The sequence below is a fragment of the Sinomicrobium halophytocola genome (genome assembly GCF_052983395.1).
The window spans coordinates 68,835-93,151 of record NZ_JBRKIT010000021.1 but is presented as its reverse complement, the minus strand read 5'-3'; the positions used below and the strand labels follow the sequence as shown (position 1 = coordinate 93,151).

Sequence of the window (24,317 nt, the reverse complement as noted above, 5' to 3'; positions counted from 1 at the left end):
TTTCCAATCATGCCTGGGGTCTCTCTCCTGTCTCCCTGAACAGGCGTTTTATCCATTATTCAGGCTATTTTTACTACTTTTAGGCTATGCAAAACATTGAATCCTTACTTAGTCTGTATGCACAAAACCATAAACTTCCCATCCGTCTTATTTCTCCCGTGTTCGGCCATCTTCCTCCCGAAATCGTCGGTACATACGGTCTTACCCACCGCAAGCCCCATTACTTTTTCCTGTTTATGCTGGAAGGACGCAACCGCCACGGTGTTGACCTGCAGCAGTTCGAGATAAACAACAATGAACTTCTCTTTATTCTTCCGCATCAAATACATCAGCTTCCGGCTACAAAACAGGGGACCGACTATTTCAAACTCGGTTTTGATGAAGAATGTCTTTCCTTGTTGCCGAAACAATATCCGTTTCTCATAAACCCTTTTAATAATCAAAAGATCCGATTCGCTTCGTCGGCCGCCGCGAGGTTAAAGTCCATCTTTGGAGTATTACGTGAATTATTGAAGACAAAGGACACCGACCCTGAGCTCATACTTGCTCACCTTAACAGCTTACTTACGGAAATCAATGCAGCTTACTTCTCCTCGGATAGAAACCCTGCGGACGACAAACTATCGAAATATATCAGTTTTAAGCTTTTTGTAGAAAATAACCTTACCGATCACCCGACAATTAAAGATATTGCCGAAAAGCTTGCTCTTAATACCGGAGGACTGTATGGCATCGTTAAATATTACTCCGGGCTTTCTCCGAAAGAATTCATTACTAATCGTCTCATACTGGAAGCAAAACGCCGTCTTTATTATTCTGAAAGTTCTTCGATCAAGGAACTTGCCTACGATCTCGGTTTTAACGATCCTGAATACTTCTCCCGTTTATTTAAAAAGGTAACAGGCAAGACCATATCGATGTTCGTTCAGGATTTGTCAGGGAACTAATACGTTTTGTCCGGTTCCTTTTTCAGGGATCTGAGGATCTTTGTTCTGAATAATAAAAATTCGAATGATGAACAGAAAATTAGGAACAAACGGCCCTATTGTATCCGCAATAGGTTTAGGATGCATGGGAATGTCCGGTGCCTACGGACAAAGCAATGATGCAGTATCAGTAGCCACGATCGAAAGAGCCCTTGAACTCGGGCAAAACTTTTTGGACACTGCCGATTTTTACGGCATGGGTCACAATGAAGAATTGATCTCCCGAGCCATTCAAGGTAAACGCGACAAAGCTTTTATTTCTTTAAAAACCGGTCAGTTCAGATCTCCGGGGCCTGGTGGAGCTACTGGTTTCGGACCTGTAAACGCACATCCCGATCATCTCCGCAATGCTATTCTCTATAGCCTCCAGCGCCTTAAAACGGATTATATCGATCTTTATACCCCTGCCCGGGTAGATCCTAATGTCCCTATCGAAGACACCGTTGGCGCATTATCTGACCTCGTCGAAAAAGGTGTTGTTCGCTACATTGGGCTGTCTGAAGCATCTGCAGCAACCATCCGTAAAGCGGCTGCCGTTCACCCGATAACTGCTTTGCAGATCGAATACTCCCTCTGGAGCCGGGAGATCGAAGCCGAGGTCCTTCCGACCATACGGGAACTGGGAATTGGCCTTGTAGCTTATTCACCTCTGAGTCGGGGCTTTTTAAGTGGTGTATTCAAAAAACCGGAAGACATTAAAGATCACCGGGTCCATATGCCGCGATTTCAGGGTGAGAACTTTTATAAAAATGTGGAACTTGTAAAAAAAATAGAGACACTGGCAGAAGAAAAAGATTGTACCCCTTCTCAGTTAGCCATTGCGTGGGTTCTTTCCCGGGGTGAAGATATCATAACGATACCGGGTACCAAGCGCATAAAATATCTCGAAGAGAACATTGCTTCCAAAAATGTAGAACTCACCGGGGAAGACTTGCAAAGCATCGATGATAAAATACCGACCGGAATGGTTTCGGGTACCCGTTACCCCGAGATGTTTATGAAGGATCTCAACCGATAAGCGACTACCCAGTGCAGGGTAGCCTTTGCATTATTTCTTCTGTTCCAAAGGAAATTACTATAAAACCGTTCCGGGTACGGAATGGTTTTTTCTTTATGGGAATTTGTGTTGCAGAAGGTGTTGGTGAAATATAATTGCTATCTCCGGTATATAAAACGGCCTAAGAAATGCATTTATAACGGAATTAACCGGATACGGGAGGCCGTCTTTGGTTAAATACGCATAATAACTTGTTGGGCACAAATATGTAACCTTCATTAAAATCATTAAATTTACTGGATACTAACTCAAAAAACATTTGTAATGCCAATCCGGAAAACTATCTTAAGTACGGCGGCACTGTTTGCCGTTGTCACCGTTCAGGCCCAGAATATATCCCGCCAGGAGAAAAAAATTGTGGAAACCATAACGAAAAACCTGGAAGAACAAATACGGTTCACGGAAGAAGTAGTTAATATAAACAGCGGCACGATGAACCATGCCGGGGTTCGTAAAGTAGGTGATATTTTCGGAAAAGCATTTCAGGACCTGGGTTTTAATACCAGGTGGGTCGATATGCCTGAAGAAATGGACCGGGCGGGTCATCTTTTTGCGGAAACTTCCGGAGAAAAGGGTAAAAAGGTATTGCTCATAGGACATATAGATACTGTTTTTGAAGAGGACAGTCCTTTTCAGAAAATGGAGAAGGTCAACGACAGTATATCTCATGGCCCGGGAGTGAATGATATGAAAGGAGGCGATGTTATTATCTTATACGCCCTGAAAGCACTGCGGGAAAACGGCTTATTGAAAAATAGCCAGGTGACCGTAGCCCTTATGGGAGACGAGGAATTTACCGGGAAGCCGCTTTCGGTAAGCAGAAAGGACCTGATAGAAGCAGCTAAAAAGAGCGATGTAGCCCTGGGATTTGAGCCTTCCGGAGGTTTGGACGAGGCAACAATGTCCAGGAGAGGATCTTCCGGCTGGAAAGTTGAAGTGACCGGAAAACAGGCACATTCCGCAGATATCTTTAGTGAAGATGTGGGAGCAGGGGCTATTTTTGAGATGTCACGCATTATTAATGCCTTTTATAATGAGGTGAGAGGAGACAAATACCTCACTTTTAACCCCGGCGCCATACTAGGTGGAACCGATGTAGTCTATGATGAAGCAAGGAGTAAGGGAAATGCCTTCGGAAAATCTAATGTTGTGGCCAGGAAAGCAGTTGTAGATGGAGGACTTCGTTTTATTTCCGAAGAACAAAAAGAGAACGCCCGTGCAAAAATGCGTGAAATAGTGGGGCAGAACCTGCCGCAGACCAGTGCGGGAATTACGTTTATAGACAGCTATCCCGCAATGGAGCCCACGGAAGGCAACAAAAAACTCCTGAAGAAACTCAGCCGGGTAAGTACAGACCTGGGGCTGGGGCCTGTAGAGGCGGTGGACCCCATTGAAAAGGGAGCCGCAGATGTGTCTTTTGTGGCTGCGTATGTAGATTGTCTGGACAGTCTCGGCGCCATGGGCGAAGGAGCACATTCTCCGGAGGAAACCATTAATTTCAACACACTGGAAGCATTGACCCAGCGGGCAGCTATCCTCATATATCGTTTGCTTAACGAAGGATCGTGATTTTTATCAGGAACAAAAATCCCCTGGAACTATGGTCTAATGCCTGTAACGCCATAATAGGAGAGATAGGGAATGAGGAAATCCCGCAAAAACATATGACAGGTAACATTTAACATTTTTTTTACATTTAGAACGTAACAATTCCTGTTCTAAGGAGTCTAATGAATGTATAATCTGAAAAAGATAAATACATTTTATCGGATAATGTATACCTTTATGGGTTCATTGTTATATACTAATCAGCTTACCGGATATGATAGAAATCAAAGATTTACATAAATCCTACCAGATGGGAAGCAATTCCCTACATGTTTTAAAGGGGCTTAATTTATCTATAAAAGAAGGTGAGCTCGTGGCCATAATGGGATCCTCCGGTTCCGGGAAATCCACTTTTCTTAATATTCTCGGAATGCTCGATGAAGCCGATACCGGCCAGTATGTACTGGACGGTGTACCTATTAAAGATCTCAACGAAACCAAAGCGGCCAAATACAGGAATAAGTTTCTCGGCTTTATTTTCCAGTCCTTTAACCTTATAAATTACAAGACCGCTGTTGAAAACGTATCGCTTCCGCTGTATTACCAGAAGGTCAACCGAAAGGAAAGGCAGGAAAAAGCGATGAAATATCTCGAAAAGGTAGGGCTGAAACAATGGGCAGATCATCTTCCCAGTGAACTTTCCGGGGGACAAAAACAACGTGTGGCCATTGCCAGGGCATTGGCGGCGGAACCTAAGGTATTGCTGGCGGACGAACTTACCGGTGCTTTGGACAGTAAGACTTCCTGTGAGATCATGGAGTTGGTCCAGGAGATCAACGACGAAGGGAAGACCATACTGGTAGTGACCCACGAGCCTGATATAGCCAAAATGTGTAAACGAATAGTACACCTTAAAGACGGCGTTATCGTGGAAGACACCTTTGTAGAACAAGTAAGGGCTTCAGAATATGTTCAGTAGGGATCGCTGGCAGGAAATATTCCAGACCATAAGAAAAAACAAACTCCGGACTTTTCTTTCCGGGTTTACCGTTGCGCTCGGTATTTTGATATTTACCGTGCTTTTCGGTATGGGAAATGGCCTTAAGAATACATTCAATGAGTTTTTTATGGGTGATGCGACCAATACTTTTTTTATCTATCCGGGTCGCACCGGTATGCCATACAAGGGATTTAAAAAGGGAAGGCAGATCGAGTTCCGTAATGGTGATATGGAAGATATCAAAAAGGATTTTGCTCTTTATTTGGATAAAATTACCCCGCGTTCTTCCAAAAGCCTTTTGGCTAGTTACAGAGGAGAATCCAATACCTATAATGTAAGAGCTATAGCTCCCGCTTATCACGAAGTGGAAAAGAATATCATAATGAAGGGGCGATACCTCAATGAGAACGATATCAGGGACCGGGCAAAACACGTTGTTATAGGCCGCCTTGTAGAAATCGACCTCTTTGAGAAATCTGAAAGTGCAGTAGGGAAATATCTGGATATCGGGGGAATAATGTACCGGGTAGTAGGTGTATTCCAGGATGAAGGAGGGGATAATGACGAGCGGTATATCTACATGCCATATACTACCAGGCAGCTTCTGGACAAGGGAACGGATAAAATAGATCAGATCGTTCTTACTTACAAAACAAATATCGGCTATGCCGGGGCTATGGCTTTCGATACCAGCCTGTATAAGTACCTGAAAGATAAACACAAAGTGGCACCGGAAGACCAGAACGGTATTTATCTCAGTAACACGGCAGATATTGTCAAAAGAAATATGATGTTTGCCAATGTGTTACAGATCGTGGTGGTCTTTGTAGGTATCGGTACTCTCATAGCGGGGGTAATCGGTATAAGTAATATTATGGTATTTGTGGTCAAGGAACGTACCAAAGAACTGGGAATACGTAAAGCGCTGGGGGCTACACCGGCCTCGGTGATAGGGTTGGTATTGCAGGAATCCATTTTCATTACCACCATAGCAGGATACATCGGGCTTGTACTGGGTATGGGAATTCTGAGCCTTATGGGCAACAATTTCAAGGAAGACTATTTTATAACCAATCCGGAGGTGGGACTGAATGTTGTTATTACCGCCACCTTTATCCTAATATTTTTTGGGGTAATAGCAGGATATATCCCGGCAAAAAGAGCAGCACGGGTAAAACCTATCGTCGCCCTGAGGGACGAATAGATATGCAGCCCGGATTTACCGGCACAATTAAAGTAACTCATAAAAAAACCAAAGCTGTATGCGGTTTATTTTTGATAGGGACACATGGCAGGAAATTTTCGGATCTATCCGGAAAAACAAGGTGCGTACGATAATAACGATTATCGGTGTGCTTTGGGGGATATTCGTTTATATAGTGTTGTCCGGAGCAACCAAAGGACTGGATAACGGGTTCGAAAGGGAATTTCAGGGAATAGCCAATAACAGTATGTTTGTCTGGACCCAGCGTACCAGTATGCCCTATGCCGGGTTTAAAATAGGAAGGTCGGTACAGCTGAAGCTCAGTGATGTGGAAGAACTCCGGAACAAATTACCGGATATACAGTTCATTGCCCCCAGAAACGTAATGGGTGTTTTCGGAGGGGCCCCACCACAGGTTACCAGGGGAATGAAGATGGGGACATATGCCGTATTCGGCGACTACCCTGTTATAGATAAAATATCCAAAAAGAAAATATACGAAGGCGGTCGTTTTCTGAACGAAACGGATATGGAAAAAGAAAGAAGGGTATGTGTCATAGGAGAAAGGGTCAGGAATGATCTTTTTGATAAGGATGAAGACCCCGTAGGTAATTATGTCAAACTCAATAATGTATATTTTCAGGTTGTCGGGGTCTATAAGAAATCGGAAAATGTTGATTTTGAAGGAGATAACTCCCTGATGCTTCCTTATACTACTTATCGAAAAATATTCAATACCGGCGAAAATGTAGGCTGGTTTGCCCTTGCTGCTTATGACGAAGCAGATATTGTTGCCCTGGAAAAGGATGTAAAACGGTTGCTTAAAAGAAGGCATAAAGTTCACCCGGAAGATGAAAGGGCATTCGGTTCTTTTAACCTGGGAGAGGCCTTCGCAAAACTGTTCGGCTTTGCAAAAGGACTGAACTTTTTATCCCTTTTTGTAGGGTTTGCTACCATAATAGCCGGCGTGATAGCTATAGGTAACATATTGCTTATATCAGTCAAAGAACGCACCCGTGAACTTGGCGTACGCAGGGCGCTTGGCGCGACTCCGGCCGAGGTAAGGGGGCAGATACTCCTGGAATCGGTATTCCTTACCCTGGTGGCAGGGATACTCGGTATTATTATGGGGGCTTTTGTACTGGCTATAATCAATATGATGACGCAGGGCAGCAGCGGGTTCCCTTATACCAACCCTACTGTGCCCATACCCTATATTTTTACAGCCCTGTTCATTATGGTGGTCCTGGGTACACTCATAGGATTGATACCGGCACAAAGGGCGGTAAGCATAAAACCTATCGATGCCTTGAGAGAAGAATAGGCCCCGCTTATTCCTGTAAAGACGTACAGCGGTACGTCTCCATATAAAGGACAAAAGCGATATAAAAAATTAGTAAGAATCATAACATCTCAAAAGAGAAAAACAATTAAATAACCAATAGTAAGCATAGATGAAAATTTTAAAGTACATAGGAATAGGTGTTCTGATCTTAGGAGCATTGTTTGCGGCGGCATACTTTATAAAGTCTAACAGCAAATCGCCTATAACGTTTGAAACCGAAACACCTTTTAAAACCAGTATAGAAGAGAAATCGGTGGCTACCGGTAAGGTGATACCACAGGATGAAGTTGCTATAAAACCGCAGATATCCGGTATTATCGGGGAGATATTGGTGGAAGAAGGCGATGAACTGCAGGCCGGGGACCTTATCGCAAAGATCAAGGTAGTGCCCAATGAGCAAACGCTGAACACGGCAAGAGGAAGAGTGAGTAATGCCAGGATAGCCCTCAATAATGCCAAGATAGAATATGACAGGAATAAGACTATTTTTGAAAAAGGGGTTATCTCATCTCAGGAGTTTAACAATATAGCGCTCACCTATGATCAGGCAAAACAAGAGCTGGCCAATGCCGAAAGCGATCTTCAGATCATAAAGCTCGGTTCTGCAGGAGGATCAACCAGTGCCAATACGAATGTAAAAGCCACTATTGCAGGTACCGTGCTCGAAATTCCCGTGAAAATAGGGGACCAGGTGATTGAAAGTAACAATTTTAATGATGGTACGACAATCGCTAATATAGCAGATCTTTCCAAAATGATTTTTGAAGGTTTGGTGGATGAAGCTGAAGTTGGAAAGTTAAAGGTGGGTTCACCGCTTAAAATAAGCTTTGGGGCAATACAGGACAAAGAATTTGAAGGCAAACTGAAGTTTGTGGCGCCGAAATGGAACGAGGAAGAAGAAACGACTTCCGGGGTAGTACAGTTCAAAATCGAGGCCGATGTATTTATGAAAGACGGATATTTTATCAGGGCCGGATACAGTGCCAACGCATCCCTTGTACTGGATAAGAAAGATGACGTCCTGGCCATAAAAGAAGCCTTGTTGCAATTTGACAGGGAAACGGAACAGCCTTATGTGGAAGTGGAAGTGGGTGAGCAGAAATTTGAAAGAAGGGATGTGGAAACAGGTATATCGGACGGACTTAATATAGAGGTTGTTTCCGGCCTGTCGGAAAACGATAAGATTAAAGTATGGAATAAGACCGAGCCCATAAAGAAAGAGTCGGGAAATGAAAGTGAAAATGAATAGGGAACGGTGACATCCTTTCGGAGTAAGCCGGTTTCACAGCATTAAAAGAGAAAACGAAGGAAAAGATTTCTAAAAATAATGTAAATTCGTGCCGCTTGTCATTCGGTAAAAGAAATATATCTCCGGTTTTTACATTTCGTGTCAGGTAACTATATGATCTGGCATTTCCGGAAAAGACCTGGATATAACATTTAGGCGCCGTTTGGCAGGTGCCTCGACAAAACCAAAAAACAACAATTAACCCTTATGAAAACAAGAATTGTACTGCTAACTTTTCTCTTAACCACATACTTTGCGCATTCGCAAGCTAAAAAATGGACCCTGAAAGCCTGTATAGATTATGCCCTGAAACATAACATAAGTGTCAGGCAAACAGAACTCGATGCCGAAGATGCCGGTATCGATAAGTCCGATGCGATAGGTAACTTCCTGCCTACATTAAACCTGGGAATGTCGCATTCATGGAATATCGGTTTGAACCAGAATATCACTACCGGTCTGCTGGAAAACCAGACTACGCAGTTTACCTCATTACAGGGTGCGGTACGGGTAGATCTGTTCAAGGGACTGCAAAATGTAAACACGCTACGCAGGGCAAACCTGAGTATACTTGCCAACCGTTACAAACTGGCAGATATGAAGGACGATATATCCCTCTCCGTGGCCAACGGCTACCTGCAGGTACTTTTCAGCAGGGAAAATCTGGAAGTAGCCAGGTCGCAGTATGCCGTAACTGAGCAGGACCTTAAAAAAACCAAAGAACTGGTGGAATCGGGGGTAGTGCCCAAAGGAGATCTTTTAGAAATAGAAGCCACTGCGGCCACCCAGGAACAGCAAATAGTAAATGCCGAAAACGAATTGCGATTGTCTAAAATTTCTCTGGCCCAGTTACTGCTGATCGATGATTATGAAAATTTTGATGTAGCCGATGAAGATTTTATGTTACCCGAATCGGATATACTCGACAATTCCCCCAGGAGCATTTATGATAAAGCCCTCACATTTCGCAATGATATTAAATTTTCCAAAACCAATGTAGAACTTGCTATGAAAGACCTGGATATAGCCAAAGGAGCTTTACTTCCTACATTATCCGCATTCTATGGCTACGATACCAGGATCTCTTACCAGGACAGGGCGATTTCCACGGGCGAATTTGAAGCGGTGGGTACACAATTCTTTGTTCCGTCCACCGAAGAACAGATATTTGGTCTGCAGCCCGTTACCCAGATCCGGGGACCATTACCCTTTTTCGAACAATGGACACAGAACGACGGACATTCCTATGGTCTTCAACTTAATATTCCCATTCTCAACGGGTTTTCTGCCAAGAATAGCGTTAAGAGGAGCGAAGTCAATGTAGAGCGGACCAAAAATCAACTGGAACAGGATAAACTCGACCTGGACAATGCCGTACATCAAGCGTGGAATGATACGCGTGCTGCATATAAAAGTTATGAAGCTGCCGGAAAAGCGTTGGAAGCGAGACAGGAAGCCTATAACTATGCAAGGGAACGTTTTAATGTAGGGCTGATGAACAGCTTCGATTTTGCCCAGGCACAGGCCAGGGTTGATAATGCAGAGGCTGAATTCGTAAGGACCAAGTACGACTATATCTTTAAACTGAAAGTCCTGGAATTCTATTTCGGAATCCCTCTCGACGAACTGTAGGATTTTGGATTTACGATTGCAGACTTTAGATTTGCACGTAAATCTAAAATCATAAACCGTAAATTACAGTGGCTGTTATTTTAAATATCGAAACCTCTACGACAAACTGCTCCGTTTGCCTGGCTAGGGATGGTGAACCGTTGTTCGTAAAGGAACAGGACGATGTTAACTATTCCCATTCAGAGAACCTTCACGTTTTTATCAGGGATGTAATGGAACGGGCTTCGATATCTCTTTCGGATGTCGATGCCATTGCTGTGAGTATGGGGCCGGGGTCCTATACAGGTTTACGTATAGGGGTATCTACAGCCAAAGGTCTGTGTTATTCCCTCGATAAACCTCTGATAGCGATACCTACTTTACAGGTGTTGGCCTCCGCATATGCTATAGAGAGTGGTGTTATACTGCCCTTGCTGGATGCAAGGCGTATGGAAGTTTATTCTGCCGTGTATGATAAAGAGCACAAAGCGGTCCGGGAAACAAGAGCGGAGATAATAACCGGGGAATCTTTCGGGGAATGGCTGGAAAAAGGTAAGGTTTACTTTACCGGAAACGGCGCGGAAAAATGCAAAGGGGTTATCATTCATGCCAATGCGGTATTCCCGGAAAAAACGGAAGCCCCGTCAGCTTCGGAAATGGCCTTGCTGGCAGAAAAAAAGTTCAAAACAGGCGAGTTTGAAAACGTAGCCTATTTTGAACCTTATTATTTAAAAGACTTTGTAATTACAAAAAAGAAGAAGTGATGCTTAGGCCTTTGCTTCTCCGTTGTGATTGTATATGTGAATATCTCTTTGTGGGAACGGAATACCGATACCTTCTTTATCAAATGCTTTTTTCACATTCTCCTGCATATAAAAGTGAACGTTCCAATAGTCTTCCGTTCTACACCATGGGCGTACGGTAAAATTCACGGAGCTGTCTGCCAGTTCCGAAATAAGGATATCCACCGGCTTTGCATGATCTATATAAGAACATTCGTCCGCCACTCTTTGAATAACTTCACGAGCTTTATCAATATCATCGGGATAACCGATACCAAACGTCATGGGAACTTTCCGTACCGGATTGGCCGTAAGGTTCTCAAGAGGACTGCTGGTAATGGTACCGTTGGGTATGATAATGATCCTGTTGTCCAGGGTTGTGAGTATGGTAGTGAAGATCTGTATCTCCTTTACGGTCCCGGAATATCCCTGGGTAACGATAAAGTCGCCTACCCGGAAAGGTTTGAAGAAAAGGATAAGAATACCTGCGGCCATATGGCTCAGGTTACCTTGTAAAGCCATACCAATGGCAAAAGCCAGTGCCCCGAAGATAGCCACGAACGAAGTGACCTCAAGACCGAACATACTTGCCGCACTTAGTAACACCAGTACTTTGACAAGGATAAGTACCATAGAAGTAAGAAAAGGCGTTAAGGACGGGTCGGCATTTCTTTTTTCCAGTTGTTTGCGGACGTAGTTAGCAAGCACTCCGGCGAGCCAGAAACCGATAATCAGTGTTACGACGGCGCCAAGTACCTTTGGTGCATAAGCGATGACCATAGTGAGTCCTTCGTTAAAGTATTTTTCCATAGTATAATGTATTTAAGGGTTTTGTTTCCATTTGTTATATTGGGGATTTGTATTATTCCGGAAAACGCTGTTTTTCCGTGTTTTAAGAGTTGTTTTGCAATTGGGGTAAGACATCACTAACCTTGTCGACGGGGAGTTTACAGGAAAAATCTACACAAACATAAATAAGAGTTTTGTTATCTACAAATCTGTTTTGTAGTAAGGGCAGCTCGGAATCTCCTTTAGCTCCCGTAACCAGTTTGTTAGGGAAATAGTGACGGTTTAATTCCCCGGCCTTTTTTACGGCATCTTCTCCGGATATGGCCACTTCATAGAAATTTGAGCTATGACATAACACCAATTTTAACCAGTTGGCATGAAATGAAGGGTGCTCTTCTAAACTTGCTACCATATTGCGAAGCATTTGTTCCGTTGTTTTGGCATAGTGTTTTTCGTCAAAATGACGTGACAATATAAACAGATTTCCCGCCATAATGGAATTGGAAGCGGGGATGACGTTGTCCGATTTCTCGATGCTCTTGGTGATAAGCGGAACGTCTTTGTCCGAAGTAAAGAAAAACATACCGCTCTGTTCGTCATAAAAGTGACTGAACACATAGTCTGTTAACTTTTTCGCGGTTCTGAGCCAGTATTGATCAAGCGTGGCTTCATGTAATGCCAGCAGGGCTTCTATGAGGGTTGCATAATCTTCGAGGTAGGCATTGATACTGCTTCTTCCGTTTTTGTAATTACGATTTAACCCTCCGTCCGTTCGCAATTGTTTACTGGTGAGAAAACGGGCATTGGTGAGTGCCGCTTCCAGAAACGAAGGCTCTCCGAATATTTTATAGGCATCTATATAACCTTTCAGCATTATGGCGTTCCATGAAGTCAATACCTTGTCGTCCAATTGCGGCCGGGGCCTTCGGGCTCTCGTTTTCAAAAGTAAGGACTTCCAGGAAGTGATTTTTTCGGCCAGTTCGGTTTCCGTCAATCCGTGCTTTTCGGCAATTTCACGGCTTTCTTTAGTACGGATAAGAACATGATTTCCCTTTTCCCACAAACCATGACTGTTGATGTTGTAATACTCCCTGAACAATGGAAAATCTGTGAGCAGGAGCTTTTGCAGTTCCGGTTTTGTCCAGGTGTAAAAAGCGCCTTCTTCAATTTCCCCGTTTTCATTAGCGCTGTCCGCATCGAGAGAAGAGTAGAACGTACCTTCTTCATCGGTCAGTTCCCGGCGGATAAAATCAAGGGTTTCATAGACAATATTTTTGTAAAGTTCTTTTCCGGTGACAGCATAGGCATTGGCATATACGCTCGTTAGCAGCCCGTTGTCGTACAGCATTTTTTCGAAGTGGGGGATGTGCCATTCGGCGTCTACGGAATAGCGGGAAAAACCACCGCCTATCTGGTCGTAAACCCCGCCGTAAGCCATTTTGGTAAGAGTGAGGTCGAGGTGGTCTTCAATCTCTTTATCCGGATTTTCAAAAATATAATGTTGCAAAAAGGACAGGTTTACGGGCATCATAAATTTAGGAGCACGGTCAGGCCCGCCGTTGACCTTATCAAAATTGTTTTTCCATCGGTTTACAGCATTCCGAACCTGTGAGGAAGTAAAGGGTATTTGATCTGTTCGGGGAATTACGGTTTCAAGGCTTTGGAGTCCTTCTTCCATATTATTCGCATATTCCCGGAGTTTTTCAGGTTGTTGTTCAAAGAGTTTCCTGATTTGCTGCAGTGCGGTGGTCCAGCGATCTTTCGGAAAATAAGTACCACCCCATACCGGTCTGCCGTCGGGGAGCGTTACCACATTAAGAGGCCACCCGCCCTGCCCGGTCATCAGTTGTACAGCATTCATATATACCTGATCCACATCAGGTCTTTCTTCCCGGTCCACTTTTATATTGATGTAGCCCCGGTTCATTACTTCCGCTACTTCGGGATCCTCGAAACTCTCCTTTTCCATGACATGGCACCAGTGGCATGCGGCGTAACCTATACTGATGACCAGTAACTTGTTTTCCCGGACCGCTTTTTCAAGAATCTCCGGTTTCCACGGTTTCCAGTTTACGGGATTGTGTGCGTGTTGTAATAAATAAGGGCTGGTTTCCCGGATAAGATCATTGGTATATTCGTGTGGCATTTTTTCTTTATTTTGAACTGAGGTAAAAGCAGTATACAGGTATAAATTCTCCTGTACTATGAAACTTTACCATTCAAAAATATAACAAAAAAGCGTCTCAAAGATATTGAAACGCCCATAACAACTCAAACACTTGTGATTAAGTTCATATTTGATGTGCAGTAAGGGGAAAAGCGGTATACGGGGCCTTTAGTCTACTTCAAAAGTAATTTTTACATTGACCCGGTAGTCTGTTATCTTATCACCACTCACCATGGCACTTTGATCTTGTACATATACGGATTTAATATTCTTCAGGGTCTTGGATGCTTGTTTTACTGCTTTTTGTGTCGCGTCTTCCCAACTTTCCGGAGAATTTGCCAGTAATTCGATTACTTTTAAAATTGCCATAATTTCGATTTTTTATAAATGCTTAATAGTCATAAATATACGGAATTGTATTACATTATTAAAATAAATTTGCTTAAATTGTAGATTAAGAAACCGTTATAAACATCCGCGTAATATTTTGGTAACATTAAATTAACCTTATTTTAATTAAGTTGGCAGACTTTTGCGTCTGTAAAGAATACGTATGGAACAGGTGTATATGGTAATGCTGATAGCCCTTGCGCTGTTGGCAATAACAGATTTGGTTGTCGGGGTCAGTAATGATGCGGTTAATTTTTTAAATTCGGCTATAGGCTCCAAGGCGGTTCCGCTTCGAACCATTATGATTGTTGCCAGTGCGGGGATAGCCTGTGGGGCATTGTTTTCGAGCGGTATGATGGAAATTGCCCGTAGTGGTATCTTTATCCCCGGAATGTTTACGTTTAACGAGGTCATGATTATTTTCATGGCGGTGATGATAGCAGACATCCTCTTATTGGATGTGTTTAATTCCATCGGTCTGCCTACCTCTACTACGGTATCTATTGTATTTGAACTTCTCGGTGCCGCGGTGTGCCTGGCTATCTATAAGATTATCATGCAGGGCGATGATATGGCCACATTGACCTCGTATATCAATACGGCCAAGGCCACACAGATTGTCGTTAGTATCCTGTTGTCCGTAGCTTTGTCTTTTACCGTTGGAGCCTTTGTACAGTACATCTCCAGGTTGGTTTTTACCTTTCAGTTTGAAAAAAAGGTGAAATATATAGGTGCTATTTTCGGTGGATTGGCTATTACAGCCATTACGTTTTTTATGCTGGTCAAAGGTTTGAAAGGCGTGTCTTTTATTCCTGAAGAAGTAACTTCCTGGATAAAGGATCACCAGTTAATCATTATAGGGGGCAGCCTGATTTTCTGGACGGTACTTTCCCAGGTATTGATGACTGCGCTGAAGGTAAATATACTCCGGATGATTATTATCATTGGTACATTTGCCCTGGCCATGGCTTTTGCGGGGAACGACCTGGTAAACTTTATCGGTGTGCCGATCGCCGCATATCAATCTTATGGTTTTTATGCCAATTCAGGTGTGCCTGCAGATACTTACCTGATGGGAGAACTGGCGAGCGGAGAGATCGTGGCGCCGTTCTACTTCCTGTTGTTTGCAGGGATAGTGATGGTAATTACCTTATGGACATCCAAAAAGGCCCGTGACGTAATCGCTACCGGGGTAGATCTTTCCAGACAAGGGGACGGTGCGGAGAAATTTTCTCCCAACGCGCTCTCTCGTTTTATCGTTAGGACTTCTGTATATGCCGGTATAGGGATTAATTATTTTCTGCCTAAATCCGTTCAGTTAAGGATAGATAAGCAGTTTGAGCAACCGGAAGTACGGCGTAAGAAAAAAGATGCCCCAGCCTTTGACATGGTCAGGGCCTCTGTAAACCTGATGGTGGCGAGTATACTTATTTCTATAGGAACGTCTCTTAAATTACCGCTTTCCACGACTTATGTTACTTTTATGGTGGCCATGGGTACTTCTTTTGCTGATCGTGCGTGGGACAGGGAAAGTGCCGTGTATCGCGTAGCAGGAGTGTTTAATGTTATCGGGGGATGGTTCCTCACGGCGATAGTGGCTTTTATTGCGGCAGCTATAATCGCCTATTTATTGAGTATAGGAGGGATCGTAGCCTTTGTTGGATTACTTATCACGGCGGCTCTTCTCTTGTATCGCAGTTCCAGGATACATGCGAAAAGGGCCCGGGAGGAAGAAGAAAAACGAAAGCTCCGTACCGAAGATATTATAACCATACACGAAATTGTGAACGATAGTTCGCATCATATATCCAAAGTTATAGGAAAAACCAATAAGCTCTACAGTGAAGTGGTGGACAATCTTGGGTTACAGGAATTGAAAAAGCTTAAAAAGAACAAAAAAACTCTTAAAAAACTGGAAGATGAGGTAGATGAACTCAAGGGAGAGTTGTTCTATTTTATCAAATCCCTGGATGAATCGTCTATTGAAGCCAGTAAGTTCTATATCCTGATGCTGGATAACTTGCAGGATATGGTACAGTCGATCGGTTATATTGTAAAAAACAGCCATTCCCACGTTAACAATAATCACAAGAACCTCAAATTTAACCAGATCAGGGACCTGAAAAGTATAGATAACGACCTTCAGGTACTGTTCGATAAGATCAAGTCTACGTTCGACAAGGAATCTTTTGGGGATATAGATAATATACTGGAAGAAAAGCAGGAGTTGTTTGATCGGGTGTCCAACCTGATCCAGAAGCAAATAGACCGTATACGTACTACGGAAACCAGTCCAAAGAACACGAAACTTTATTTCGGTCTGTTGCTGGAAACCAAAGATCTGATAACAGCCAGTATGAACCTGCTGGAGCTTTTCCGGGACTTTTACCAGGAATATAAGGAAGTGAAAGAAAAAGCATTCCCCGTTTTATAAACAGGAAGGCTACCTACCCAAAAAACAAATCCCGGATTTCAGGACCTTTTCAGGAAATGAAATCCGGGATTTTTTATGAAAACAGGGTAGACTAAACTATCCGTTGATGGCAACTACTTCATTGACTTTACCGTGCATCATTTCTTTCAGCATGGTTTCGATGCCGTTTTTAAGGGTGAATGTGGAAGACGGACATCCGCTGCATGCTCCCTGTAATATCAGCTTGACAATTTTATTGTTCTCGTCATAAGACTCAAAAAGAATATTACCTCCGTCACTGGCCACTGCCGGTTTTACGTATTCCTCGATAATATCTATGATCTGTTTGGAAGTTTCGTCCAGATTTTCAGTATGTTGTGTGTTGGTAACGGTATTTTTATTGGTCTTTTGTTCTTTAATACCTTCCGATACCGTTGGTTTGCCTTCTTCAAGGTAAATGCGGATATATTCCCGGAGCTCCATAATAATGTCGTTCCACTCCGCGATATCGTATTTGGTGACGGAGATGTAATTTTCATCCATAAATACCTCTTTTACGAAAGGAAAATGAAATAGGGCCTGTGCCAGGGGAGCGTCTTTTGCTTCGTCGATATTCTTGAACTCAAAAGTGGAGATTACCAATTTTTTATTGGCAACAAATTTCATGACAGAAGGGTTGGGAGTACTTTCGGCATAAACAGTATAAGGGAGCTTTTTACCGCCTTCATCTGTCTTAATTGCGGGTTGTCCGCTGTTCAGGTAACGCTCTATCTGTTCCGCAACCTCATGTTGTACTTCTTCCCATTCTACAATGTTATACCGCTCTATAGCTACGAAATTCCCGGAAATAAAAACGGTTTTTACAAACGGCAGATAAAACAACTGTTGGGCTAACGGGGAATTCTTGGCCTCATCTATATTCTTGTATTCGTAACTTTTACGTTCTGTAAGGAACCTGTCCGCTTCAAATTTTATGATAGCCGGGTTATTGGTGGGCGTTACTTTTATAGTGGTCTTTTCCATGATGCTCAAATTTTATGCAAAGTTACATATAAGATATGAGAAATATATGTTAAAGTGATTTGATAAAAGATTCCGGAGGACAGGAGCTTTAATGTCTGGTTATTTGGTATGTAGACTTGTGTGAAATATGCTTATTTATCCCATATGAGGTTCCTTCGTACAGGTGATATGGAACATTTCCATATAAGTGATATAAAACCTAATTAAAGGAAGGGTGAAGGTATCCAAAAGGATAGTTAAATCTCTTTTACCCGGTAAGGCATTTGGCAATCCTTACTTGGGGTTCCGGCACTCCCGGATTTCCCCGACTTTATTTCGTAATTTTGAGTTTTAAAACTATAAAAATGATCCTGAAAAAAGTCAATGGAAAAGAGCCTAGTATAGGGAAAGACTGTTTTATTGCGGACAATGCGGTGATTGCGGGAGATGTCCGGATGGGCGATCAGTGCAGTGTCTGGTTTAATGCGGTTATACGGGGCGACGTGCATTACATAAAAATGGGGAATAAGGTAAATGTACAGGACGGGGCGGTAATCCACGCCACATACCAGAAATCGCCAACCAATATAGGTAATAATGTGTCCATAGGGCATAATGCCATTGTACATGGATGTACGATACACGACAATGTACTCATAGGTATGGGGAGTATTGTTATGGACGACTGCGTGGTGGAAAGTAACAGCATTATTGCGGCCGGTGCGGTAGTTACACAAAATACCAGGGTGAAGGCCGGTAGTATTTATGCGGGGGTCCCCGCGAAGAAAGTAAAGGACATCAGCGAAGAGCTCATTTCAGGTGAAATAGACCGTATTGCCAATAATTATGTAAAGTATTCCGGTTGGTTTAAGGAGGAAGATCAAAAACTGTAATCGTGTAGGAGGGCCCGGTTTGTCCGTATAGATGCTTCCGTATCATTTTTACAATATCCGGTATATGCGGAAGCTGCCAATAAACATTTTACTATTTTTGCCCCAAACAAATACGATTTTTTTATGAACGCATACATATTCCCCGGTCAGGGGGCGCAATTTTCAGGAATGGGAGCCGACCTTTATGAGAAGTCAGAAACGGCCCGGCAACTTTTTGAAAGGGCCAATGAAATTCTCGACTTTTCCATTACCGATGTCATGTTTAAAGGATCGGATGAGGATCTGAAACAGACTAGCGTTACCCAGCCCGCGGTTTTCCTACACTCGGTTATCCTTAGCAAAACCCTGGGAGGATCTTTTAAACCCGATATGGTGGCAGGGCATTCGCTTGGCGAATTGTCCGCGTTGGTGGCAAACGGTACCCTGGATTTTGAGGACGGGCTAAAACTCGTATTTCAAAGAGCCATGGCCATGCAGAAAGCCTGTGAATTACAACCAAGTACCATGGCTGCTGTACTCGGACTGGAAGATGCAGTGGTAGAAAAGATATGTGAAGAGACCGAAGGGGTAGTAGTTGCTGCAAATTATAACTGTCCCGGACAATTGGTGATCTCCGGGGAAGTAGAAGCAGTTAACAAAGCCTGTGAAGCCCTCAAAGAAGCCGGCGCAAGAAGAGCTTTGGTGTTACCGGTCGGAGGAGCTTTCCATTCTCCCTTGATGGAACCCGCCCGGGAAGAACTTGCTGCTGCAATAGAACAGACGAAATTTCATAAACCGGGATGTCCCATTTATCAAAATGTGACCACTACGGCAGTAACGGATGCCGAAGAGATAAAAAAGAACCTCATGGCCCAGCTTACCGCTCCGGTAAAATGGACACAGAGTATACAAAATATGATAGCCGGTGGTGCTACGTTGTTTACGGAAGTCGGGCCCGGAAAAGTACTTCAGGGGCTGGTCAAAAAAATAGACAGGAACGCAGAAGTTACCTCGGCATAATAGTTGTAAATCCGAATAAGGAAAAATACCCGGTCACCCCGGACAGAACCGGAATCTCCTTCAGTGAGTTTATTCCCGGTTCTGTCCGGGGTGATGATTTCAATACTTTTTCCAATCGTTTCGGATACTGTTATTTTGAAAGGTTTTTCCTTTTTGAGGCTGGTGTATATGATTTGTTTACAGGAGATTTTACAGAATATTTTTTATTAATTGCCTATTGCATAATAAGAGCGTCTTTAATATCTTGCATCTGTGTATTTATTTTTTTGACTCGGTATTTTTTTGTTAAACCTTATCTTTTAAATTTTAGGTATTATGTCATTTAAAGCTATTTTAAGCGTTGGCGGTAAGAAGGTAAATATCTTAAGCGTCAATTATGACCTGGCCCAGGAAGTGGATGCAACAGGTCGCCCTTCATCGGTGACACGTGGCGGAAGGATCAACCTTATCGTAGAGTCTACCGGGGAGTCTTTCTTCTTTGAGTGGATGACCAACAACTTTGAGCGTAAAAACGGGACGATTACGTACATCAAACGCGACACGGAAGCCAAACTGAAAGAGGTTAATTTTGTCGAAGGATACCTGGTGAAATACAGGGAGAACTTTGATGCTGTAGGGTATAACCCGTTAACGGAAACTTTTACTATTTCCTGCCGTGAACTTTCCTGTGGCGGTGGAGCACACATCAATGAATGGGTGTAATTATACAGGTTCGTATCGTATGAAAATAATATATAGGAGTGCTTTTTTTGCACTCCTTTTTTGTATACGGGTAAAGGTGAAATAAGCTATATATCAGAGATCCGTAAGGTTAATTGTGAGACTCCTGGTGATTTTGATTTTCAGACGCTTTTCTGTACTACCTCAAACACTTTGCTACCATCGCATTTCAGGGTTTTAGAAGGGAATTTCAGTAACAGGGCATAGTCGTGTGTCGCCATGAGGATGGTCCGGCCGTTGCGGTTTATTTCCTGCAATACCTTCATGACTTCCACGCTGGTTTGCGGGTCCAGGTTTCCGGTGGGTTCGTCGGCAAGTATCAGTTCAGGATCATTAAGTAGTGCCCTGGCTATAGCCACGCGCTGTTGCTCTCCGCCCGACAGCTGATGTGGAAATTTGAAGCCCTTGGTCTTCATGCCCACACGGCCCAGTACTTCTTCTATTTTGGCCGCCATTTCTTCTTTGTCCTTCCACCCGGTGGCTTTCAATACAAAGAGAAGGTTGTCATTTACCGTACGGTCCGGCAACAGGTTAAAATCCTGGAATACAATACCCAGTTTGCGTCGCAGAAACGGGATGTCCTTTTCTTTGAGGGCCCTCAGGTCAAAATCCGTAACCATACCGGAACCCTGGGTAAGCGGCAGGTCTCCGTAGAGTGTTTTCATAAAGCTGCTCTTACCGCTTCCGGTCTTTCCGATCAGGTAAACGAACTCTCCCTTGTTAACGGCCAGGTTTATTTCACTGAGCACAAGATTTTCTCTCTGATAGATGGCAACATCTCTTAGTTCTACGATGGTATTCGACATACTTTGGATTTTACGGAGGTAAAAATAATAAAAGTTAAGCGTCGGGGTCCGTGATGTATCGTTAAATTCATGGGACAGGTACCAAAAGTAAAAAAATCCTTGTGTTTACCATCTTGTATTTTGAGCTTTAATACGCGTACAAATTACGTTTCCGTGATTCCGTAAAAGCAGAATTGTAAAGGAAATCATAATTTGTAATGGTTAATCTCATTGTGGATAATTATACATGAAAAGCTGCGTTATAGGTTGTATATTCGGTTATCTTTGAGTGACGAAAAAAAATCATTTATGCATTACAGAAAGGTTATCCCGCTTTTTGCGAGTTGTTGTTTTATGATGACGGCAATGGCGCAAATGTCTGAAGTATATACCTATAACGATAAGGATTATGAAAAGGCATTGGAGTTGTATAACAACAAACAGTACCGCGCTGCCCAGCTCGTATTTGAGAAAGTAAAAATACAGACAAAGGACGAGGAAGTAGAAGCGAACAGTGCTTACTATGTTGCCGGAAGCGCTATCCGCCTGGAACAACTGGGAGCGGACAAACTGATGGAAAATTTTGTAAGGGATTATCCGACCTCCACCAAACGAAACACAGCCTATATTGATGCCGGCGATTATTATTTTTCCAACGGAAAATACCCGCAGGCACTTAAATGGTACAGCAAGGCCGAAGACCAGGGAATGGGTGCCAAAGAGCGCGATGCCTTTAATTTTAAAAAAGGATATGCCCTGTTTACGGTAAGGCGCTATGGCGATGCCAAAACCTATCTGAACCGTGTGGCGACTTCAGAAGAGTACGGGCCGAGAGCCAAGTATTACCTGGGATATATGGCATATGAAGGAGATGATTATAATGAAGCCAATCAGTACTTCGAGCAGGTTTCGGGAGAGAAAGAACTCAGTAAAAACCTGTCCTACTACCAGGCCGATATGAATTTTAAAGCCGGGAAGTTCGAGGAAGCCATACGACTGGCCAAGGAGCAATTGCCCAAATCGGGTCCGAATGAAGTATCCGAACTTAACAAGATCATAGGCGAAAGCTATTTCAATCTCAAGCAATATGAAGCTGCAGTCCCTTATTTGAAGGCGTATAAGGGCAAACAGGGTAGGTGGAACAATACGGATTTCTACCAGCTTGGTTATGCGTACTACAAACAGGAAGATTATGAAAACGCCATAAACCAGTTCAATAAAATTGTGGGTGGAAATGATTTCGTAGCTCAGAATGCTTATTATCACCTCGCCGAATGCTACCTGAAAACTGATAAGAAGCAACAGGCCCTTAACGCGTTCCGAAATGCCTCTCAGATGGATTTTGACAAAAGGATCCAGGAAGATGCGCTTCTTAACTACGCCAGGCTGAGTTATGATATAGGTAACCCTTACCAAAGTGTACCGGAAGTATTACTGTCTTTTATAGAAAAATATCCCGATTCCGGATACAAACAGGAGATCGAAGGCTTGCTGGTGGATTCGTATGTCACCTCAAAAGACTACGATGCCGCTTTACAGGTACTGCAAAAAAACAATTCGTACAGTAATAAGGAAACATATCAGAAAGTGGCTTTTTACCGAGGTGTGGAATTGTTCCGCGATGGGAAATATGAAGAGGCCGGAGAGTATTTCGACAAGTCCGCCAAAGAACCGCAGGACCGGAACTACCTGGCCAGGGCAATTTACTGGCGGGGGGAGACCGCGTATTTATCCCATAAATATGATCAGGCGATAGTGGATTTTAAAGATTTTATCAATAGTCCTGCAGCATCCGTAACTCCCGAATACGACCGGGTGAACTACCAGTTAGGCTACACTTATTTTAAGCAGAAAAATTACGATCAGGCCATCACCTATATGGAAAGATACCTGGAAGATAACACGGGGCAGGACCGCGAAAGGGTCAACGATGCCTGGCTGCGTTTGGGCGATAGCTATTTTGTAACCGGAAAATACTGGCCCGCTATGGAAGCCTACAATAAAGCAATAGCCATGAAAGAAGCACATGCCGATTACGCACATTTCCAAAAGGCGATAAGCTATGGCTTTGTAGACCGTACACCGACAAAGATCGAAGAACTGGATAAGTTCATAAAAAATTATCCCGATTCAGATCTGAGGGACGATGCCATGTACGAGCTGGGCAATACGTATGTTTCGCAAAACCAGGTCTCTTCCGGCGTGGAAATATATAACCGCCTGGTAAAAGAATATTCGTTAAGTCCGTATGTGCCGAAAAGTATGCTCCGTGAGGGACTCGTCTATTACAATGCCGAAGAAAACGACAAGGCCCTGGAGAAATTCCGTAGTGTTGTTAATTATTATCCCAACACACCCGAAGCACTACAGGCCGTATCTACAGCAAAGCTTATTTATGTGGATATGGGGAGGGTAGACGAATATGCCAGTTGGGTAAAAGGACTCGATTTTGTAGAAGTAACCGATGCCGAACTGGACAATGCCACTTTTGAATCTGCGGAAAAACAATATGTACAAAACAATACAGCAGAGGCCATTAAAGGATTTGAGGCTTATCTGACTAAATTTCCAAAAGGATTACACGCCCTGGAGGCAAATTTCTATACTGCACAATCTTACTTCCTGAAAGGGGAAAAATCCAGAGCGATACCTTATTACGAAAAGGTAACGGAGCAGGGGAGGAATGAATTTACGGAACAGAGCCTGACCCGTCTCGGGCAGATTTTCCTCGATGAAGATAATTATAAAAAGGCCGTCCCGGTGTTGAAACAGTTGGAAGAAGTTTCCGGATCGTCGCAAAATCTGACTTTTGCCAGATCCAACCTGATGAAAGCCAATTACGAGCTAAAAAATTATCCCGAAGCTATCCGTTATGCGCAGGAGGTGCTCCGTAATGAAAATACGGATAACAGGATAAAAAGCGATGCCCATACCATGATAGCCCGTGCTGCTATAGAAACAGGAGACGAGGCTACGGCGAAAGAAGCTTATGCCGAGGTCGGAAAAATAGCAACCGGTTCCCTGGCCGCTGAAGCCCTTTACTATGATGCTTACTTTAAACACAAAGAGGGTGCTTATGAAGCTTCCAATAAAAGCGTACAAAAACTAGCCAGCGACTATTCCGGGTATAAGGAATTCGGAGCTAAGGGATTAGTGTTGATGGCGAAGAATTTTGATGCTATGGACGATGCCTTCCAGGCTACCTACATACTGGAAAGTGTTATCAATAATTTTGAAGATTACCCGGATGTAGTCCTCGAAGCCCGTAATGAATTGTCGCGTATCAAGGGAGAAGAGGCTAAGCGAAACTCTTCCGTAAATCCGAATAATAACTAAAA

General features: G+C 43.3%; 19 protein-coding genes. 14 read left to right on the top strand and 5 right to left on the bottom strand.

Annotation, left to right across the window (positions count from 1 at the left end; genetic code table 11):
• The first annotated feature begins 86 nt into the window (after nucleotides 1-86).
• From ACVBDY_RS07130 to tsaB, 9 genes are all read left to right on the top strand, one after another.
• Nucleotides 87-947 (top strand): helix-turn-helix domain-containing protein, encoded by an 861-nt coding sequence (locus tag ACVBDY_RS07130; RefSeq protein WP_447174777.1) that lies wholly within the window; start codon nucleotides 87-89, stop codon nucleotides 945-947.
• A 64-nt stretch (nucleotides 948-1,011) separates the two neighbouring features.
• Nucleotides 1,012-2,004 carry an aldo/keto reductase gene (locus ACVBDY_RS07125; protein WP_447174776.1) on the top strand — a complete coding sequence of 331 codons (993 nt, stop codon included), beginning with the start codon at nucleotides 1,012-1,014 and terminating at the stop codon, nucleotides 2,002-2,004.
• 303 nt (nucleotides 2,005-2,307) lie between these two features.
• A complete protein-coding gene (locus tag ACVBDY_RS07120; RefSeq protein WP_447174775.1) occupies nucleotides 2,308-3,612 on the top strand; it encodes a M20/M25/M40 family metallo-hydrolase in 1,305 nt (434 codons plus the stop codon).
• A 253-nt stretch (nucleotides 3,613-3,865) separates the two neighbouring features.
• A complete protein-coding gene (locus tag ACVBDY_RS07115) occupies nucleotides 3,866-4,570 on the top strand; it encodes an ABC transporter ATP-binding protein (RefSeq protein WP_447174774.1) in 705 nt (234 codons plus the stop codon).
• Nucleotides 4,560-5,795, top strand: a complete 1,236-nt coding sequence (locus ACVBDY_RS07110; protein WP_447174773.1) for an ABC transporter permease — start codon at nucleotides 4,560-4,562, stop codon at nucleotides 5,793-5,795. Before ACVBDY_RS07115 ends, ACVBDY_RS07110 begins: the two co-directional genes overlap by 11 nt.
• A 58-nt stretch (nucleotides 5,796-5,853) precedes the next feature.
• Entirely contained in the window at nucleotides 5,854-7,119 is a 1,266-nt protein-coding gene (locus ACVBDY_RS07105) for an ABC transporter permease (protein WP_447174772.1), read from the top strand.
• A 130-nt stretch (nucleotides 7,120-7,249) separates the two neighbouring features.
• Nucleotides 7,250-8,389 carry an efflux RND transporter periplasmic adaptor subunit gene (locus ACVBDY_RS07100; RefSeq protein WP_447174771.1) on the top strand — a complete coding sequence of 380 codons (1,140 nt, stop codon included), beginning with the start codon at nucleotides 7,250-7,252 and terminating at the stop codon, nucleotides 8,387-8,389.
• A gap of 246 nt (nucleotides 8,390-8,635) precedes the next feature.
• The gene (locus ACVBDY_RS07095; protein ID WP_447174770.1) at nucleotides 8,636-10,060 is read left to right on the top strand and encodes a TolC family protein; all 1,425 of its coding nucleotides are present in this window, start codon (nucleotides 8,636-8,638) and stop codon (nucleotides 10,058-10,060) included.
• Between the two features lie 68 nt (nucleotides 10,061-10,128).
• Nucleotides 10,129-10,803 carry a tRNA (adenosine(37)-N6)-threonylcarbamoyltransferase complex dimerization subunit type 1 TsaB gene (gene tsaB, locus ACVBDY_RS07090; RefSeq protein WP_447174769.1) on the top strand — a complete coding sequence of 225 codons (675 nt, stop codon included), beginning with the start codon at nucleotides 10,129-10,131 and terminating at the stop codon, nucleotides 10,801-10,803.
• A 3-nt stretch (nucleotides 10,804-10,806) separates the two neighbouring features.
• Here tsaB and ACVBDY_RS07085 read toward each other — a convergent pair whose 3' ends face one another.
• From ACVBDY_RS07085 to ACVBDY_RS07075, 3 genes are all read right to left on the bottom strand, one after another.
• Nucleotides 10,807-11,631: a mechanosensitive ion channel family protein gene (locus ACVBDY_RS07085; RefSeq protein ID WP_447174768.1), complete on the bottom strand. Its 825-nt coding sequence runs from the start codon at nucleotides 11,629-11,631 to the stop codon at nucleotides 10,807-10,809.
• Between the two features lie 82 nt (nucleotides 11,632-11,713).
• On the bottom strand, nucleotides 11,714-13,756 hold the full coding sequence (locus ACVBDY_RS07080) for a thioredoxin domain-containing protein (RefSeq protein ID WP_447174767.1): 2,043 nt from the start codon (nucleotides 13,754-13,756) through the stop codon (nucleotides 11,714-11,716).
• 189 nt (nucleotides 13,757-13,945) lie between these two features.
• On the bottom strand, nucleotides 13,946-14,146 hold the full coding sequence (locus tag ACVBDY_RS07075) for a dodecin family protein (protein WP_447174766.1): 201 nt from the start codon (nucleotides 14,144-14,146) through the stop codon (nucleotides 13,946-13,948).
• 184 nt (nucleotides 14,147-14,330) lie between these two features.
• On the opposite strand from ACVBDY_RS07075, the gene ACVBDY_RS07070 reads away from it, so the two are divergent.
• Nucleotides 14,331-16,601, top strand: a complete 2,271-nt coding sequence (locus ACVBDY_RS07070) for an inorganic phosphate transporter (RefSeq protein WP_447174765.1) — start codon at nucleotides 14,331-14,333, stop codon at nucleotides 16,599-16,601.
• A 96-nt stretch (nucleotides 16,602-16,697) separates the two neighbouring features.
• Here ACVBDY_RS07070 and ACVBDY_RS07065 read toward each other — a convergent pair whose 3' ends face one another.
• Entirely contained in the window at nucleotides 16,698-17,603 is a 906-nt protein-coding gene (locus tag ACVBDY_RS07065) for a NifU family protein (RefSeq protein ID WP_447174764.1), read from the bottom strand.
• 344 nt (nucleotides 17,604-17,947) lie between these two features.
• Between ACVBDY_RS07065 and ACVBDY_RS07060 the strand changes: the two genes are divergently transcribed.
• The 3 genes from ACVBDY_RS07060 (at nucleotide 17,948) to tssD (ending at nucleotide 20,176) form a co-directional block, all read left to right on the top strand.
• Nucleotides 17,948-18,475 (top strand): gamma carbonic anhydrase family protein, encoded by a 528-nt coding sequence (locus tag ACVBDY_RS07060; protein ID WP_447174763.1) that lies wholly within the window; start codon nucleotides 17,948-17,950, stop codon nucleotides 18,473-18,475.
• 123 nt (nucleotides 18,476-18,598) lie between these two features.
• Complete coding sequence (gene fabD, locus ACVBDY_RS07055) at nucleotides 18,599-19,474, top strand: ACP S-malonyltransferase (RefSeq protein ID WP_447174762.1); 876 nt, start codon at nucleotides 18,599-18,601, stop codon at nucleotides 19,472-19,474.
• A 315-nt stretch (nucleotides 19,475-19,789) separates the two neighbouring features.
• Entirely contained in the window at nucleotides 19,790-20,176 is a 387-nt protein-coding gene (gene tssD / locus ACVBDY_RS07050) for a type VI secretion system tube protein TssD (RefSeq protein WP_447174761.1), read from the top strand.
• Between the two features lie 140 nt (nucleotides 20,177-20,316).
• On the opposite strand, the gene ACVBDY_RS07045 is transcribed toward tssD, so the two are convergent.
• Nucleotides 20,317-21,000 carry a cell division ATP-binding protein FtsE gene (locus ACVBDY_RS07045; RefSeq protein ID WP_447174760.1) on the bottom strand — a complete coding sequence of 228 codons (684 nt, stop codon included), beginning with the start codon at nucleotides 20,998-21,000 and terminating at the stop codon, nucleotides 20,317-20,319.
• A gap of 288 nt (nucleotides 21,001-21,288) precedes the next feature.
• On the opposite strand from ACVBDY_RS07045, the gene ACVBDY_RS07040 reads away from it, so the two are divergent.
• Nucleotides 21,289-24,315 carry a tetratricopeptide repeat protein gene (locus ACVBDY_RS07040; RefSeq protein ID WP_447174759.1) on the top strand — a complete coding sequence of 1,009 codons (3,027 nt, stop codon included), beginning with the start codon at nucleotides 21,289-21,291 and terminating at the stop codon, nucleotides 24,313-24,315.
• Nucleotides 24,316-24,317 lie beyond the last annotated feature (2 nt).